13 protein-coding genes and 1 tRNA gene are annotated in these 14,962 nt (G+C 61.9%); 10 read left to right on the top strand and 4 right to left on the bottom strand.

All coding sequences use genetic code 11. The features are described 5' to 3' along the window. Nucleotides 1-113 precede the first annotated feature (113 nt). Nucleotides 114-1,640 (bottom strand): hypothetical protein, encoded by a 1,527-nt coding sequence (locus tag NW844_RS03805; protein WP_414333626.1) that lies wholly within the window; start codon nucleotides 1,638-1,640, stop codon nucleotides 114-116. Nucleotides 1,641-1,733: 93 nt separating this feature from the next. Here NW844_RS03805 and NW844_RS03800 point away from each other — a divergent pair, with 93 nt between their 5' ends. The 3 genes from NW844_RS03800 to NW844_RS03790 all read left to right on the top strand — a co-directional run bounded on the left by NW844_RS03800 (nucleotide 1,734) and on the right by NW844_RS03790 (nucleotide 4,903). Beyond that, a complete protein-coding gene (locus tag NW844_RS03800; protein ID WP_414333624.1) occupies nucleotides 1,734-2,693 on the top strand; it encodes a YgfZ/GcvT domain-containing protein in 960 nt (319 codons plus the stop codon). A gap of 569 nt (nucleotides 2,694-3,262) precedes the next feature. After that, the gene (locus NW844_RS03795; protein ID WP_414333622.1) at nucleotides 3,263-3,676 is read left to right on the top strand and encodes a PH domain-containing protein; all 414 of its coding nucleotides are present in this window, start codon (nucleotides 3,263-3,265) and stop codon (nucleotides 3,674-3,676) included. 18 nt (nucleotides 3,677-3,694) lie between these two features. Then, nucleotides 3,695-4,903 (top strand): glycosyltransferase, encoded by a 1,209-nt coding sequence (locus tag NW844_RS03790; protein ID WP_414333620.1) that lies wholly within the window; start codon nucleotides 3,695-3,697, stop codon nucleotides 4,901-4,903. On the opposite strand, the gene NW844_RS03785 is transcribed toward NW844_RS03790, so the two are convergent. Further along, nucleotides 4,900-6,495 (bottom strand): hypothetical protein, encoded by a 1,596-nt coding sequence (locus NW844_RS03785; protein ID WP_414333618.1) that lies wholly within the window; start codon nucleotides 6,493-6,495, stop codon nucleotides 4,900-4,902. The two genes, NW844_RS03790 and NW844_RS03785, sit on opposite strands and share 4 nt — an antisense overlap. A 166-nt stretch (nucleotides 6,496-6,661) precedes the next feature. On the opposite strand from NW844_RS03785, the gene NW844_RS03780 reads away from it, so the two are divergent. Then, the gene (locus tag NW844_RS03780; RefSeq protein ID WP_414333616.1) at nucleotides 6,662-7,078 is read left to right on the top strand and encodes a hypothetical protein; all 417 of its coding nucleotides are present in this window, start codon (nucleotides 6,662-6,664) and stop codon (nucleotides 7,076-7,078) included. Nucleotides 7,079-7,120: 42 nt separating this feature from the next. On the opposite strand, the gene panB is transcribed toward NW844_RS03780, so the two are convergent. Next, complete coding sequence (gene panB / locus NW844_RS03775; protein WP_414333614.1) at nucleotides 7,121-7,906, bottom strand: 3-methyl-2-oxobutanoate hydroxymethyltransferase; 786 nt, start codon at nucleotides 7,904-7,906, stop codon at nucleotides 7,121-7,123. A gap of 120 nt (nucleotides 7,907-8,026) precedes the next feature. On the opposite strand from panB, the gene NW844_RS03770 reads away from it, so the two are divergent. Next, a tRNA-Ser gene (locus NW844_RS03770) sits at nucleotides 8,027-8,113 on the top strand. 227 nt (nucleotides 8,114-8,340) lie between these two features. Then, nucleotides 8,341-9,090, top strand: a complete 750-nt coding sequence (locus tag NW844_RS03765; RefSeq protein WP_414333613.1) for a phycocyanobilin:ferredoxin oxidoreductase — start codon at nucleotides 8,341-8,343, stop codon at nucleotides 9,088-9,090. Between the two features lie 31 nt (nucleotides 9,091-9,121). Here NW844_RS03765 and NW844_RS03760 read toward each other — a convergent pair whose 3' ends face one another. Beyond that, nucleotides 9,122-9,916 carry a hypothetical protein gene (locus NW844_RS03760; protein WP_414333611.1) on the bottom strand — a complete coding sequence of 265 codons (795 nt, stop codon included), beginning with the start codon at nucleotides 9,914-9,916 and terminating at the stop codon, nucleotides 9,122-9,124. Between the two features lie 458 nt (nucleotides 9,917-10,374). Here NW844_RS03760 and prmA point away from each other — a divergent pair, with 458 nt between their 5' ends. From prmA to NW844_RS03740, 4 genes are all read left to right on the top strand, one after another. Beyond that, nucleotides 10,375-11,310: a 50S ribosomal protein L11 methyltransferase gene (prmA, locus tag NW844_RS03755; RefSeq protein ID WP_414333609.1), complete on the top strand. Its 936-nt coding sequence runs from the start codon at nucleotides 10,375-10,377 to the stop codon at nucleotides 11,308-11,310. Next, a complete protein-coding gene (locus tag NW844_RS03750; protein ID WP_414333607.1) occupies nucleotides 11,283-12,083 on the top strand; it encodes a 16S rRNA (uracil(1498)-N(3))-methyltransferase in 801 nt (266 codons plus the stop codon). Before prmA ends, NW844_RS03750 begins: the two co-directional genes overlap by 28 nt. 95 nt (nucleotides 12,084-12,178) lie before the next feature. After that, on the top strand, nucleotides 12,179-13,438 hold the full coding sequence (gene hisS, locus NW844_RS03745; RefSeq protein ID WP_414333605.1) for a histidine--tRNA ligase: 1,260 nt from the start codon (nucleotides 12,179-12,181) through the stop codon (nucleotides 13,436-13,438). Between the two features lie 6 nt (nucleotides 13,439-13,444). Continuing rightward, complete coding sequence (locus NW844_RS03740; RefSeq protein WP_414333603.1) at nucleotides 13,445-14,938, top strand: hypothetical protein; 1,494 nt, start codon at nucleotides 13,445-13,447, stop codon at nucleotides 14,936-14,938. Nucleotides 14,939-14,962 lie beyond the last annotated feature (24 nt).

Genomic DNA, 14,962 nt, shown 5'->3' with positions numbered 1-14,962 from the left:
TCCCTCTGGGAGAGGGGCCGGGGGTGTTCGCGCTAGCGGCGCGGAGCGCTTGGGTCATCCCTCCGGGAGAGGGGCTGGGGGTGAGGGCAAAGAGCCCACAAGCCCAGGGATCCCTAAACAAACAATTGGCTGCGCTGTTCGACCCGCAAAGTTGGCCCCAAGGCATTGAGCAGCGAGACGCCGTAGCTACGGGTAATGATGCGGCTATCCAAAATGGCCACCCATCGGGTCGGCGAGCTGGAGTCTTGGCCCGCATGCAGGTTTTGCCGCAGGGGCGCGACGGCCCGTTGCAACTGGGCAGCGGCCACCGGCAAAAGGTACTGACGGAACCAGTCCTGCTGAGTGCGTTGCAGATGGTGCACCCGTCCGGCCACCCTGGGATCTTCCACAGAGGGAAAAGGCAAGGTGACGATGGCCAGCAGCTCCGGGCAGGGCAGGCTGGCCTTGTGGTGCAGCCAGTGGAGCCAGTCGCAGACCAAGATCCCTCTTTCTCCCGGAGATAGGCTGTTCACCCGCACCCGCGAGCCGAATTCGGCGGCCAAAGCCGCACCCACCTGTGCCTGCAGGGGCCGATCCGATACCAACACCGCCACAAAGCCTTGCGTCTGAGGGATCAGCTTTTTCAGCTCTTGCAGCAGGTGATCTCGAAATAGAGGGTTGTTGGGCAAAGGCAGGCGCGGCAAGTAGAGGCAAAGCTCCGCCTCGCCGGAACGTGACCAACTTTCGCCTGAGGCAAATCGCAACGGCGTCAGATCCGGCAAGCCCAACCGTTGCCGATAGGTTGCTGCCTGACGATCCAGATCCAGCGCTTCCCCAATAATGACCACCGGCTGTGTGGCCCAAATGGGTGCCAGCCGATCGTGCAGAGCTGTCGGGCTGTGGTGAAGGGTGAGGCGACCGGTTTCTCGGTCGGTTTCCGCCCACCAGATCCAACTGGAAACAGGATCCCTGAGCCGCCGGCGGATCTGATCCCAAGGATCCGGCAACCAGCCGGGGTAGCCCACCAGCAAAGACAGCGCAGCATCCAGGTGAACCTGTTCATCCGCATGCAGCAGGCAGCGGCAAAGCGGTCGCCGCAAAAGCCGCAGAGCCAAATTGACCTGCGCCTGAGAAAGCTGCTCAGCTTCGGCGGGGAAGATCTGCCGGAGCTGCTGCCAGTGGCTGGCTTCCAGGGTCACCGTCAGCGCTTGGTAGGCCCAATCTTCCAAGTCTTCGGCTCCATCGAGGATCAGAGGGATCCCCGTTGGCACTTCCGAGGTATCTTTTCTCAGGCGAGCCTGCAGCCAATCCAGGGGATCCACCAACAGCAGCCCCCGAAAATCGGGCTCCGGCCAGCGGTCTTTTTGCAGGACGGGCTTGTGCAACTGCAGGGTCTGTTGTAGCCAGGGGATCTCTTCCCCCAAGATTTGCGCCTGCACGGGCGCCGGAGCGCAGAGCAACGTGGCATCCGGCCACATCAGAGCCGGCAGCAGATAACTGAGGCGGTGCTGGCCCCCAGCAGGCACCTGAATCAAGGTGCTGCGACCCAACCGCAGCCCCCGCGCCACCATGCGGGCCATCGTCAACTGATGGGGCCACACAGCTTCGGGAGACTGCCGCAAAAGCTGCCGCAACTGTTGGTGAACCTCAACTTCGATCACAATCAGTACACCGGGGGTCTGCCACAGACGATAGGGTGAACTAGCCTATTCTAGGGTAGGAAAGAAAGCCAAATCCTATCTTTGGGGTGAGCGATGTCTGTCACACGGACGGGATCCCTGCTGTTGGATCGCTCTGACTGGGGCCGCCTGCGCCTGCAAGGATCCCCGGGCTTGGATTATTTGCACAGCCAGAGCACGCAAGATCTGAAAGCCCTTAAGCCCGGCCAAGGGGCGGATACGGTTTTCGTGACCTCCACCGCCGGCATTCTGGATTTGGCAACGGTGTACGTGGAAGAAGCAGACTGCTGGATCTGGACTTCACCCCAGCGGCGCAGCCTGCTGATGCAGAATTTGGGGCGTCTGTTGCCCTTTGTGCGGGGGGCAAAGTTGGAAGATGAGACCGACCAGACCTTTGGCTTTGGGTTAATCGGCCCGCAGAGCCAGGCCCTCTTGGAGCAGGTGGTGGGCCCAGAAGGGATCCCAACCAGACCTTATGAGCACCGCCGCGTGGAGATCCAAGGGATCCCTGTCCATCTGGCTTGTGGCACGGGCCTTGCCCAGCCGGGATTTACCCTCTGGGGGGCTAGCGAACACAAAGCTGCCCTTGCCGAGCGCCTGCTCCAAGCCGGAGCGGAGCTGGCCCCACCTGAACTTTGGGAAGTCCTGCGCCTGGAGGCCGGTCGCCCCGCCGCCGACCGAGAACTCACCCCCGACTACAACCCCTTGGAAGCTGGTCTGTGGCACGCCATTTCCCTCTCCAAAGGGTGCTACATCGGCCAGGAAGTCTTGGCCAAGCAAGTGACCTACAAACGCATCCGCCAAACTCTGTGGGGGATCCGCGTCCAAGGAGAAGTCCTGCCCGGCACAGCGATTTTGCGGCAGGGGGAAAAGATTGGGCTGCTGACCAGTGCCGGCCCCGCTGCAGCGGGATCCCTGGGATTGGGATATGTGCGCACCAAGTTCGAGCCTGCCGAAGGCTTGCCAGTGGAAGTAGGCCCTGTGCCAGGGATCCTCACCCGCCTGCCCTTTCTGAGCTTTCCGCCTGTTGTTTAACCTTCGAGGAGTTCAGCGGGGAGCTCCAAGTCCCGCGCTCTGCCCAAACGGTGAACGTCGAGATACCTGGACTCTGGCATTCCCCCTGGCACGCTAGGCCAACAAAGGGGTTGAGCCAGACTACATAGTCATTCAAATAGCAATGAAACCTTTCTCTACGTCGTTACTGCCGCGCAACGCTGTCGCGAACGCGCAGCTCCCCTCTCCCTCTGGGAGAGAGGCTGGGGGTGAGGGTGTCCCTCTGGGAGAGGGGCTAGGGGTGAGGGGCCGTTGGTTTACCAACTGCGGGGCTACCCAAAGCCCGCACTCATGCTGACGCCTAGAGTGCGGGTAGTTTACTTGCTTCCCCTGCTCGCCAACCCGGCGGGCGGCGGCTCGAATGGTGGGATTGGGCGGGTTGGGAAGTGCCCCGGGACAGCTAAGGGAAACTCCATCGTTGGCAATGGCCGGAAAAGCCCAACAGGGATGTGGGAAAGCCGGCGCCGTACCGCTTGCAGTCGGTGACGGGAGAATGTCACGATTGTTTTTAGGATCGTTCGGGTTGACGCGGGGCAGCAAGTGAGCTGGACATGGCTATAAAAGAAGAGGTTTTTTTTGAGGGTGGCCCTCACAGTGGCGATTTGGTGTTGAACTCCTTCATCGGGGCCACGCTGGTCGGCCTGCCTTTGTTTGTGGGAGCACTGGTGCGCAAGCTCTGGGTACACTACCGGATTACCAGTCGCCGCATCACGGTGATCGGCGGCTGGGGCGGCAAGGAGCGCTCTGACGTGATCTACAGCGAGATCGCCAAGGTGGTCATCGTGCCACGGGGCTTGGGCGTCTGGGGAGATATGGTGCTCACCCTCAAGGATGGCAGCCGCTTGGAGATGCGGGCCCTGCCTCGCTTCCGCGAAATTTACAACTATATCAACGAGCGGATCGACGAAAAAGCCAAGCAGGTGAGCGGCCCGATTGGCCAAAAACGCCGTCTTGTCAAGTCCTGACCGTGCCTATCCCTTCCCGTGGCCGTCGTCCCCACTCTCCCAAGCCGGGATCCTGCCTGGCCTGAGCGCCTGGCGCTGGTGCACGAGTACCTGATCTGGCCAGGAGGATCGGAAAAGGTTTTGCAGGAGCTGCTGACCTTTGCTCCGCAGGCACCTCTGTACGTCAGCCTTTTTTCGGCTCACACTTTGCCGCCGACTTGGCAGAAGCTGTCGATTCACACTTCTTTTCTGCAGGGCTGGGCCAGGTGGCTGGGGGTGCTGCGCCGCAACTACCATGGTCGCCTCAAGTATCTGCTGCCCTGGATGCCCTTGGCCTACGAGAGCTTCGATTTCTCCGCCTATGACTGTGTGATCTCCAGCAGCCATGCCTTTGCCAAAGGGATCCTGACAGGGGCCTCAACGCTGCACCTGAGCTACATCCACAGCCCCACCCGCTATCTCTGGGAAAACCGGGAACTCTACCTGGAACGGGCGGGGATGCGGGCCCTACGTCCTACTTATGCGATCAGCCAATGGCTTTTGCACCGCTTGCGCCAGTGGGATTTTGTGGCGGCCCAACGGCCAGATCTGTTGATCGCCAACTCGCAGCACATCCGCCGCCGCATCGCCAAGCTCTACCGCCGCGAGGCGGTCGTTATCTATCCGCCGGTGCCGCTGCAGGGGTTCGAGCCGGTGGCGGATCCCAGAGCCGACTACGACCTGGTGGCGGGGCGGTTGGTGCCCTACAAACGGGTGGATCTGGCCATTGCGGCCTGTGAACGGCTGGGCCGCCGCCTGCTGATCGTGGGGGAAGGGCCGGAGCTGCCGCGACTTCAGCAACTGGCAGGGCCACGAGTCGAGTTTTTACCCCACCAGCCCCAAGACCGTCTGCAGGAGCTGCTGGCCCACTGCCGGGTGCTGCTGTTCCCGTGGGAGGAAGATTTTGGCCTGGTGCCGGTGGAGGCACAAGCCTGTGGCCGCCCCGTGGTCGCTCTCGACCGAGGCGGCACCCGCGAGACCGTCGTCCACGGCCAAACTGGGATCCTCGTTCCCGAGGCTAGCGTGGAAGCGTTGGTGGAAGGGCTGCGCCAGGCAGATCGTCGGGAATGGGATCCGCAACAGATTCGCGCCCACGCCCTGCAATTTGCCCCGCAGCGATTCCATGCCCAACTGGGATCCCTGCTGCGCTGGGCCTGGCCCCGTTTTCAGGCGGGAGAGCCGCTGCATCCCCGAGAATGGAGCGCTTAGTAGAGCCGCCGCTGCACAAAAGCCGGCAACTCGATGCGGCTGCGACTACCCCCTTCTCCCCCGGCCCGTGCAGAGGCCAAGGCGGAGCGTCTTAGGAGCTTTTCCGCCCGATCCTGCCGTTCCTCGAGGGTCAGAGTCGGGATCCCGCCGGCGGGCGTTCTCCCAGTTGTGGGGCGGACGGTGGTTGGGGAGGGAGCAGGCTGCTCAGGCGCCCGTTCCTGGTCGGGCCAGCGGTGCGCAGCACCAACCGGACGGCCAGACCTGGCCTCGACAGCCGCAGGTTGAGAGGGAGCCGACTGCCGCAGGGCGGCCAGTTGCTCCTCCAGCTCCTGGTTACGCTGCAGCAATAGGGCCACCTCTTTTTCCTGAGTTTGCACGTAGGCGTGGGCCTGCACACACTCGGTTTTCAAAGCCATCACCTGCTGCTGCAACTTCTCGATCTGTTTTTGGCTGACCAGATGGTGGGCCTCGGCCAGTTCCCGCCCTCGCCGGAGTTCCTCCAGGGTTTCTCGGGTGGGTCGCTGGTCCAGCTCTTGCATAAGCTGATCCCGCTCGGCCCGCAGGGCGTCGAGCTCACGGGTGAGAGCCCGCACCTGCTCTTCTAGGGTTAGGATCCGCTGGGCCTGCAGAGGCTCTACCTCGCCGCTGGGATCCACCGGGGCTGCTGCCGAGGGTGGCTCTTGGCGCAAGGCCTGGAGTTCTGCTTCCAGCCTGGCAATTTGCTGGGCCTGCTCCGCCTGCCGCTGCTGGCTCTGCTGTAACTCTTCCAGGAGAGTGGCCCGCTCCGCTTTGGCAAAAGAGGCTTGTTGGCGCAGGTGCTCCAGCTCCGCTTGCAGGCGCGCCCACTGCTCCGGGGTAGGGCGTTCCTCCAACTGGCAAATCTGCTGCCGGGCCGTGGCCAGCTCGGCCTCGAGGTGGGCTTTTTCGCCCTCCAGATGGGTTTGCAGACGTTGCCACTCCGCTTCGGCCTGGCGGTGGGCAGCTTCCAGCTCCGTCCGCAGGGTTTCCAATTCCTGGGCAGAAGGCCGACCGGCCAGCTCCTGGATTTGCGCCTGCAACTGCGCCTTTTCCTCTTCCAGCTCTTGTACACGGAGCTGCAATTGGGCTTGTAAAAGCTGCACCTGCGGCAACTTGACGGCGTATTCCGCCAATTGGCCGGCCTGCTGTTTCAGCTCCAGGAGCTCCTGCTGCAGTTGGTAAAAGCGGGCCGGATCGACGCGCCGCTGCAATTCTGTCTTGAGGGTTTCGATTTCCGTCTGGCTGGTTTGCAACTGCTGCTGCAGAATGTGGTAGTGCTCCAGCGTTGGACGGCGCTCCATTTCCCACAGGAGATTCTGCAGTTCTTCGATGTGCTGTTGCTGCAGTTGAAAAGCCTCTAGGGTAGGACGTTGTGCCAGCCGCTCTCGCTCTTCTTGACACGCCTGCAAAGCTTGATCCCGCTCTTGAATCTGGGCCTGCGCTTCCAGCAGTTGACGTTCCAAGCGATGGGTACACTCAATCTGCTGCAACGACAGCGCCTCCGATTCTGCCAGGGATCGCTCCAGGCTGCGCACCCGCGCCCGCAAAGCCTTTAGCTCCTCTTCCCCTTCCATGACCACTGCTCGACAGGTTATGGGCCTTACTGTAGCAGATGGCCTGGGCGAAAATCCAGCTTGGCACTATATGTGGCGTAAATTTTTAGCTTTTTCCAAAACTGACGCTAAGCCTGTTGCCGCCGCTTCTATACTGGGGAGATGAGTTTTCGGGCTGAACCTTGTGATGAAGCTGGGATCCAAACCTTGGCTACTGCTGCTGGGTTTGCTGGGGACAACCCTGGCTAGTTGCGGTGCCGACGCGATCACCGCCAACACTCCTCTGCCACCTCTAATTACCAGCAGCGACATTCCGTCTGTAGTCAGCCGGGGCGGTTTTTTGGAGCTGGGGGTTTCCGTGTCGGTGCCGGGTCGGATCCCGGCGGAGCTGGCGTTTCAGGTGTCCTGGTCGGGGATCGAGGTTCAGACGCTATCGGCAGCCCAAGTCAATTGTGTGTCTGGAGAGGTGTCCTGTACAACCCGCTTCCGCATTCGCCCCCCCCTGAGCTTGACGCCCGGCTCCTACCTGCTCAGTTTGCGGGTCTTCGACCGGTTGGGGCAAAGTGCTGTGGTGAGCGGGACGGTGCTGGTGAGGGATCCCTGACAGAGGCTGCCAGCGGCCGCCCCAAGTTTGCAGGGGATCTCTTCAGGGGGGGGGAAACGCTTTGTTGTGGACATCCTCGGCGAACGCTTCCACTGCTTCTTGGATCGCCTGCCTCAAGTTGGCATAAGCCTTGGCAAAAGGTGGGATCCGCTCGCTCAGCCCCAGCAGGTCGTGGGTGACCAGAATCTGGCCGTCGCAGGCTGGCCCGGCCCCAATACCCAGGGTCGGGATCCCCACCTGGGCCGAGATTTGGGCAGCCAATTCCGCCGGCATGTGTTCCAGAACCAGGGCAAAGGCTCCGGCTTGCTCCAGGCTGAGGGCTTCCTGCCGCAGGCGCTCGGCCTCTGGAGTGGTTTTGCCCTGCTGGCGATAGCCCCCCAGTTGATGTTTGGCCTGCGGGGTGAGGCCGATATGGCCCAAAACTGGGATCCCTCGCTGTACGAGAAAGGCCACCGTTTCCACCATGTCGGGGTAGCCCCCCTCCAGCTTGACCCCGTTTACCCCTGCCTCCTTCATCAGCCGCCCTGCCGAGAGGAGAGCTTGTTCTTTGTGGACTTGATAGGTCAAAAAGGGCAAGTCGGCCACCAAAAAGGCCCGTTCCACCCCGCGACGCACCGCCTGGGCGTGGTGGATCATCTGTTCCAGGGTCAGGGGCAGAGTGCTGGTATACCCCAAGTTGGTCATGGCCAGGCTGTCGCCCACCAAGATCAAGTCGATGCCGGCCTGATCCAAAATCCGAGCCGTGGCGTAGTCGGCAGCCGTAAGGGCCACCAAGGGTTGGCCCGCCTGTTTGGCCTGGCGAAAGTGGTGAATGGATAGAGCAACCATATCCTCATGATCTCATCTGGGCTCCGCCGGTGCGGAGCACTTTCCCATCAACTGCATCCTGCGGGGGATTTGAGCAGGATATCCGGTTTGCCGCTAAGATGGTAAAGCCCTATGCAGACTGGAAGGGTGACAGAGTGGTTGATTGTGACGCTCTCGAAAAGCGTTGTGACTGCAAGGTCACCGTGGGTTCGAATCCCACCCCTTCCGTCTTCGAGCAATCCAATGGCGCTCAACGCTGCCAACGCCTGGTAGGGTCAGCACCCGGCCCTCTCAACCTCCGCCAAAGCCCCCGGCAGCCCTGGACTGGCTGGGATCCCTTGCTTTGTTAAGTCCCACCTCAGCTTACTGAAACCTGGGTTTCAGGAAGGCACCTTTGGGGATTGGCCCGGCGGGGCTTCCGAGGACTTGTCGCTTAACCGGTCTTCTTGGCTCCCATGTTCACCGCCCCTGCTCTGCAAACCCAACTGCACCCCCTTATCCGGCGTCTCTGCGAGGCGATCCTAGAGATCTGGGGATCCCACCTCACCTTGGCTCCCTATGCCCTGCCGGAGGATCTGGGCTATGTGGAGGGCCGCCTAGAGGGGGAGAAATTGCAGATCGAAAACCGCTGCTACCAAGGGGATCCCTTTCGCAAGCTGCACCTGGAGCTGGCCCAGGCCGGGCAAAGCCTGGATATTCTCCACTGCGTCATGTTTCCGCAGCCGCAGTACCCGCTGCCGCTGTTTGGCTGTGATATTGTGGCCGGCCGCGGCCAGGTGAGCGCCGCCATCGTCGATCTCTCGCCGGTCACCCCCACTTTGCCGGATCCCTATGTCCAAGAGCTGGAAGCTTTGGGAGCTCATCTCGCCCCTTTCCAAAACCGGCGCCAGTTGCCGCCGTGGGGGACGATTTTTTCCCCTTACTGTCTGTTTATCCGGCCCGGCGATGAGGCGGAAGCCGACCGCTTTTTGGATTTCGCCTGCCGTTATCTGGAAATCCACTGCCGGCTGGCGCAACAGCTCCCCCCGCAGACGGATCCCGCACAGATCCTGGCCCACTACCAAGGGCAGCAGCGCTACTGCAGCCAGCAACAGCAAAACGACCGCACCCGCCGCGTTCTAGAAAAAGCTTTTGGCCCCGCCTGGGCCGAGCGCTACATGAGCACCGTCCTTTTTGACTTGCCCCCCAGTCCTATGCCCATCTAGTGCCGTTCGCGCTACTCGAACGGAGTCCTTTCTAGACGGGATCCCCTTGCAGCCGCTGCCGGATGCTCAACGCCAATTTTTGCCCTAGGAACTCTGGCATGGTTGGAGTTGCATCCGGCCCCAGCAAGTAGAAAATGAAGCGCGCCCGTTTGCGGCGGAGCATCAGATTGAGGTTAACCACAGTCAAATCCTCCTGCGCTAGAGCGGTCATCACCCGGTAAAACACGCCCGGCTGGTTGTCCACATCCACCAACAGCGTGGGCAGATGAAACACTGGGTCAAAATAAAAAGAAACCTGGGTGTCTTTCAAGCCGGCCTTGAGATCAAACTCCAGCGCCAAAGTTTCATGAACGGGAAACACCCCTGCCAAGCACTCGTGAATAGCCCGTTCTAGGTTGAGCTTGGTTTGGGCAGAAAGGCTGTGGCCATCGCGGGAGACGGTGACGCGGATAAACACCAAGTGCGGTGAGTAGATCTGCCCGTAAAGGTGAATGCCATGCACCGCAAGATTGAAAGCGGTGAGCACCCCAAACAGGTCGCTGAGCAGAGAAGGTCGGTTGCGATAGGCCAGACAAACCACCGTCTTGCCGCGCTCGTCCTGCATCTGTACCACGGCCTTGCGGGTTTGGTAGAGGGCATAGGCCAAGCGCAGATTTTGGGCCTGCACCTCGCTGCTGACAAACTGGCTATAAAAAGGCGGAAAGCTCTGGTTGAAGCGCTGCATGAGAGCCGTTCGCGTCAGCGGGACGGAGTCCTTGTGAGTGCTGACTTTGAGCGGCTGGGGATCCTCATGGGCAGCCCTTTCCCCTCTGGCAAGAGGAGCCACCTTCGGCTGCTGCGCTGACTGCTCGGTTGACATCGGCCTTGCCACCTGCATTGCTCCTTCTCCATCGTTGCTCAACACGCCCTAACCCAACCCCATCTATCCGTAAAATCACTGGGGCTCGAAGTGAACGTCAACGCTGTACCCAATTCTTGTTCAATACTTTTGGATTTAATCTATCTCATAAGGCTGAGCTGGACATCCAAGGAACCGCTGAGGGCCATCCCCCAATTGGGGGGAGTTGATCCCTGCGTCGCTGCTGAGCCAACAGCGTGCGCCTTCAAATCCCAGATTAACCAGGAACAATGGGGCAGGCTCTTAAAGCCTAAACGATGAATTGAGGGGAGGGCTCCAATTTCTGATGTAGAGTGCTGTATTAAGTGCTAGCCTGCTGGCGACTTGGATCACTATTCTGTTAGCCAACATTTCGGTTTTCCTTAGGTTTGTTGAAGGGATCCCTAGTGAGCACGACCGTTGCCAACCTCAGCCCGCTCTCGCCTGCCCAAGGGCCGGATCCGGCTGGGGCCTGGTGGGATCTCAACATCATTGCTGCCCCTGCCCAGGAGGATCAGATCTTTTGGCGGCTGGAGAGCTTTGGCTGTCAGGGCATGGCCAGCCAGGCCTACGGCGAAGATCGAATCAGTATTCATGCCTATTTGCCCTGGTTCCGCGCCACGCTTCTGGATTTGGCGGCTCTGGCGCTGCGCCTGCGGCAAGACGCCCTTGTTGCCGGCCAGCCCCTTCCCAAACTGCGCTGGGAACGCATAGAGGCAGAGGATTGGAGCAACAGTTGGAAGCAGCACTGGCAGCCCGAACCGGTCGGGGACAAGCTGCTCATCTGTCCGGCCTGGCTGGATCCACCCCCCCACCCCGGTCGTCTCTTGCTGCGGCTGGATCCGGGCATGGCCTTTGGCACGGGCACGCACCCCACCACCCAGCTCTGTCTGGAGTCTTTGGAGATGCGCCTGGAGAGCGGGGATCCCCTGGCGGTGACGGTGGCCGATGTAGGCTGTGGCTCGGGCATTTTGTCGGTGGCGGCGGCTCTTTTGGGGGCAAAGCGGGTGTTTGCGGTGGACATCGACCCGCTGGCGGTGCAGGCCACGCTCCAGAACCGGGATCTCAACGGCCTGACGGATCGCATTGTGGTGGCTCAAGGCAGCCTGGAGCATATTCCCGAGGTGGTGGACGGGCTGGTGTGCAACATCTTGACGGAGGTGATCTTGGATATGATCCCGGAGTTTGGCCTGGTGGTGAAAAAGGGGGGATGGCTGATCCTCAGCGGTATCCTCATCGAGCAGGCCAAGTTGGTGGCGGAGATGTTGGAGGCCAATGAATGGGTGGTGGCAGCCCTCTGGCGACGGGGGGAGTGGTGCTGTCTGAACGCACGCACGACCTGAGTTCCCTGCCCCGCCTGGCCATCGACCCGGCGCAGCGGGATCCCGCTGGTGGGCTGCATTTGACCGGCCCGCAGCGGCACTACCTACAGCGGGTGCGCCGCCTCAAGCCGGGGGATCCGTTCTTGGTGTTGGATGGCTCCGGCAAGCTGTGGCTGGCCCATTGGCAGCCGCAGGGATCCCAAATTGCGGGCGAGGTGGAGACGCTGCCGCGGGAGTTGCCCGTTTACCTGCATCTGGGCTTGGCGGTGGTCAAGGGGCCGGGGTTTGATGAGGTGTTTCGCCAGGTCACCGAGCTGGGGGCAGCACGCATTACTCCTCTGCTGACGGAGCGCACCGTGGTGGAGCCGGGATCTGGCCGGCGGGAACGCTGGCAGAAAATTGTGCAGGAGGCCGCCGAACAATGTGAGCGGCTGCGCTGGCCCCAGGTTGATCCCCCGACCCCTTGGACAAGTTGGCTGGCCGAGCTCAGGGCCGACTGGTGGGGTATAGCCGTCGCTCGAGAGAACGTCCCCCTGCTGGTGCAAGCCCTGCCGAAGCTGGGGATGCCGCAGAAGGAGCTCGTCCTGGCTATGGCCATCGGCCCAGAGGGGGGCTGGACAGTTGCCGAACGTCGGCAGGCCGAGGAACATGGGGGAGTACCGGTCTCTCTCGGCCCCACCATTTTGCGGGCCACCACCGCCGCTGTTGTTGCCGCCAGCCAAATTGCTACCCCCTACCTGGGCTGGGATCTGCTTCCGCTCCTCGAACGGCATCCTCGCTCTGGGCGAGCTTAGCCTGTCTTGTTAGCAGTGCGGAGCGCTGTCGTCGATAATTGATGGATGGATAACAACAATCGCCATTGGCGCGGCTCCAAAAAGGGAGAGCAGGCATGGAGATGATCCAGGCGGTGCGGGGCACCCGCGATATCCTGCCGCCGGAGGTGAGGCTGTGGCAGCGCGTGGAGGCCAGCGCCCGCGAGATCTTGGGGCGGGCCAACTACCAGGAGATCCGCACCCCGATTCTGGAGCTGACGGAACTCTTTGCCCGTAGCATTGGCAGCGCCACCGACGTGGTGGGCAAGGAGATGTTTTCCTTTAGCACCCGCGGCGAGCAGGAGGTGAGCCTGCGCCCCGAAAACACCGCCGGCGTGGTGCGGGCCTACATCCAACACGGGTTGCAGGTGGCGGGCGATGTGCAGCGCCTCTGGTACTGTGGGCCCATGTTTCGCTACGAGCGTCCCCAGGCAGGGCGGCAGCGTCAGTTCCACCAGTTGGGGGTGGAGCTGCTGGGCAGCCGCGATCCCCGCGCCGATGCTGAGGTCATCGCCTTGGCCTGGGATCTGCTGCGGGCGGTGGGGGCGGAGAACCTCACCTTGCAGCTCAACTCCCTTGGGGATCTGCAGGATCGGCGGGCCTACCGCCAAGCCTTGGTGGACTACCTCACCCCCCTGAAGGAGGAGCTGGATCCCGACTCGCAGGAGCGCCTTGGCCGCAACCCGCTGCGCATCCTGGATAGCAAGGATCCCCGCACCCGTGCCATTGCCGAGAGGGCCCCCAAGCTGCCGGATTACCTCAGCGCCGACTCGCGGGCCTTCTTTGAGCAAGTGCAGGCCCATCTCCAAGCCCTAGACATCCCCTTTGAGCTGGATCCCTACCTGGTGCGCGGCTTGGACTACTACACCCACACCGCCTTTGAGATCATCTCGCCGGAGCTGGGATCCCAGAGCACCGTCTGCGGGGGCGGTCGCTACGACGGCCTGGTGGAAGAGCTGGGCGGCCCTCCCACCCCGGCAGTGGGCTGGGCCATTGGCCTGGAGCGGCTGGTGTTGCTGTTGCAAAAGAAGCAGCCAGAGGGGGTGGTAAGGCCGCTGGACATCTACGTGATCTCCCGCGGAGCCAAAGCCGAGGCTCAATCCCTTCAAATTGCCCAAGCCCTGCGCCAGGCCGGTTTTTGCACCGAGCTGGATCTCAGCGGCAGCGCCTTCAGCAAGCAGTTCAAACGGGCCAGCCGCGGCGGCGCCACTTGGGCTGTTGTGCTGGGAGATGCAGAAGCTGGGGCCGGAGAAGTGCAGCTCAAGCACTTGCCCACGGGGCAGCAGCAAACCCTCTTGCAAGCTGACCTGGTGAAGTATTTGGCGTCCCAGAGGTGATGAGCGATGTTGAGTTTTTGGGTGCGGCGCAACGGCCAAGAAGAGTGGCAGCCGGTACCAGCCGAGGGGGCCGTTCTAGAAGAGGACACCTACACCATCGTTGCCCGTTCCCCCCAGCCCCACTTCACCATTACGGTGGAAGTCCGACAGAATCCAGGATCCACTGCTGCCACTCCTGCGCAAATCCAAACCCGTTCAGTGCGCACCAACGAGGAAGGGATCGGCATCATTTTGCCGGCCACCCACCTCACCCCTGGCTTTTGGGAATTGCACTGTCGCGATGCCGATTTGATCGCCGAGCTGTTCGGTGAGACAGAGCTGAACAACTGCCTGCGTTTCCAGGTTGTGCCCGTCTCGGCTCAGCCGGAACCCGCAGCACCTTTGGCGGCCCAGCCAACGGGGCCCGAACCCTCTGCCCAGACCAAAGCGGCTGCCGTCCCACCAGAGCTGTTTTCCCTGATGCACAGCGAATTGGAGGGATCCCCCGATGAGGTGCTGGTGTTGACGGGGCGGATCGGCTGCAGCGGCGAGCTACGGGTACGGGTTTGGCAAGAAGGGGGAGAGAACCCAATTTTCCAAGGGCAACGGCTGATCCAATTTCCGGCAGAAGCTCGGACGGCGGTGTTCAGCATCCCCATCACTCTGCCGAGCCACGCTTGGCTCCAGCCTTTGCAGGGAGAACTGCGCCTCACCCCTTCCTCGTGGGGGGATCCCAACCGGCAACCCTTGACCATTCCTTTTTCCATCCGCTGCCGAAGCCAAGGTGGAGAGCTGCCTGCCTCCTCTTCGGGGATCCCACAGTTGCGGGAAGCCTCCCCCCAAGCTGCAAGCAGCAGTCCCGCCCCGACGCCAACCTTGCTGTCTCCGGAACGCACCCTGCAAAAGTTGTTGCGCATCTGGCAGCACAGCGCCCCAGAAGAAGACTCCACCCTGCGACGGGAGCGCGAGACCCCCTCTCCCGAGGACGATCCCCTGCAATCTGCTCAACCTCTGTCTGTTCGCGACCCTTGGACGGAGTCCCCAGCGGAGACGGCAGAGTTGCCTCCCTCACCTGCCCAAGCTGAGCCACCCTGCCTAGAGTCCGTCCTGCCAACGCAGGCACGGGCTGGGATCCCGGAGGGCTCTGGTCGCGTAAGCGGAACGGAGTCCTCAAACTCGCTTTGTCCCACTCCTCAACTGGTGGTGCCGGAGCAACTCCGAGCCGGAGACAACTTCGATGTGGTGTTGCGCTTGCCCCCCATGGCCGACCCTGCCGGATCGCCCCATCAAGCTCCTTTTTGGATCAAGTTTTGGGTGAAGCATGGCCGCACCCGCTCTTTGGTGGATGGGCCCCGTTGGTTGCTGGACTTCTCCCGCGACGACCAAGGGCAGTGGCAAGCCCTCACCCGCCTGACGATCCCTCCTGGCGTCCCCGAGCTGATCTTCGAGGCTTGGGCCGTCAGCCCGGATCGCCAGCAGCAGAGCGACCGCGTGACGGAGCGCCGCTCCATCTTGCCCTAGGTCGGGGTGATCTTGTGGCTTAAC

Origin of the sequence: Synechococcus sp. H55.2, assembly GCF_047462495.1 — a bacterium.
Classification (GTDB): domain Bacteria; phylum Cyanobacteriota; class Cyanobacteriia; order Thermostichales; family Thermostichaceae; genus Thermostichus.
This window is presented reverse-complemented; position numbering and strand designations above follow the sequence as displayed.

Excerpts from the sequence above, each read along its gene's own strand:
- NW844_RS03795 (WP_414333622.1), top strand. The coding sequence starts at position 3,263 with ATGGCTATAAAAGAAGAGGTTTTTTTTGAGGGTGGCCCTCACAGTGGC.
- NW844_RS03765 (WP_414333613.1), top strand. The coding sequence starts at position 8,341 with ATGTTCACCGCCCCTGCTCTGCAAACCCAACTGCACCCCCTTATCCGG.
- hisS (WP_414333605.1), top strand. The coding sequence starts at position 12,179 with ATGGAGATGATCCAGGCGGTGCGGGGCACCCGCGATATCCTGCCGCCG.
- panB (WP_414333614.1), bottom strand. The coding sequence starts at position 7,906 with ATGGTTGCTCTATCCATTCACCACTTTCGCCAGGCCAAACAGGCGGGC.
- NW844_RS03740 (WP_414333603.1), top strand. The coding sequence starts at position 13,445 with ATGTTGAGTTTTTGGGTGCGGCGCAACGGCCAAGAAGAGTGGCAGCCG.
- NW844_RS03780 (WP_414333616.1), top strand. The coding sequence starts at position 6,662 with ATGAAGCTGGGATCCAAACCTTGGCTACTGCTGCTGGGTTTGCTGGGG.
- NW844_RS03785 (WP_414333618.1), bottom strand. The coding sequence starts at position 6,495 with ATGGAAGGGGAAGAGGAGCTAAAGGCTTTGCGGGCGCGGGTGCGCAGC.
- NW844_RS03800 (WP_414333624.1), top strand. The coding sequence starts at position 1,734 with ATGTCTGTCACACGGACGGGATCCCTGCTGTTGGATCGCTCTGACTGG.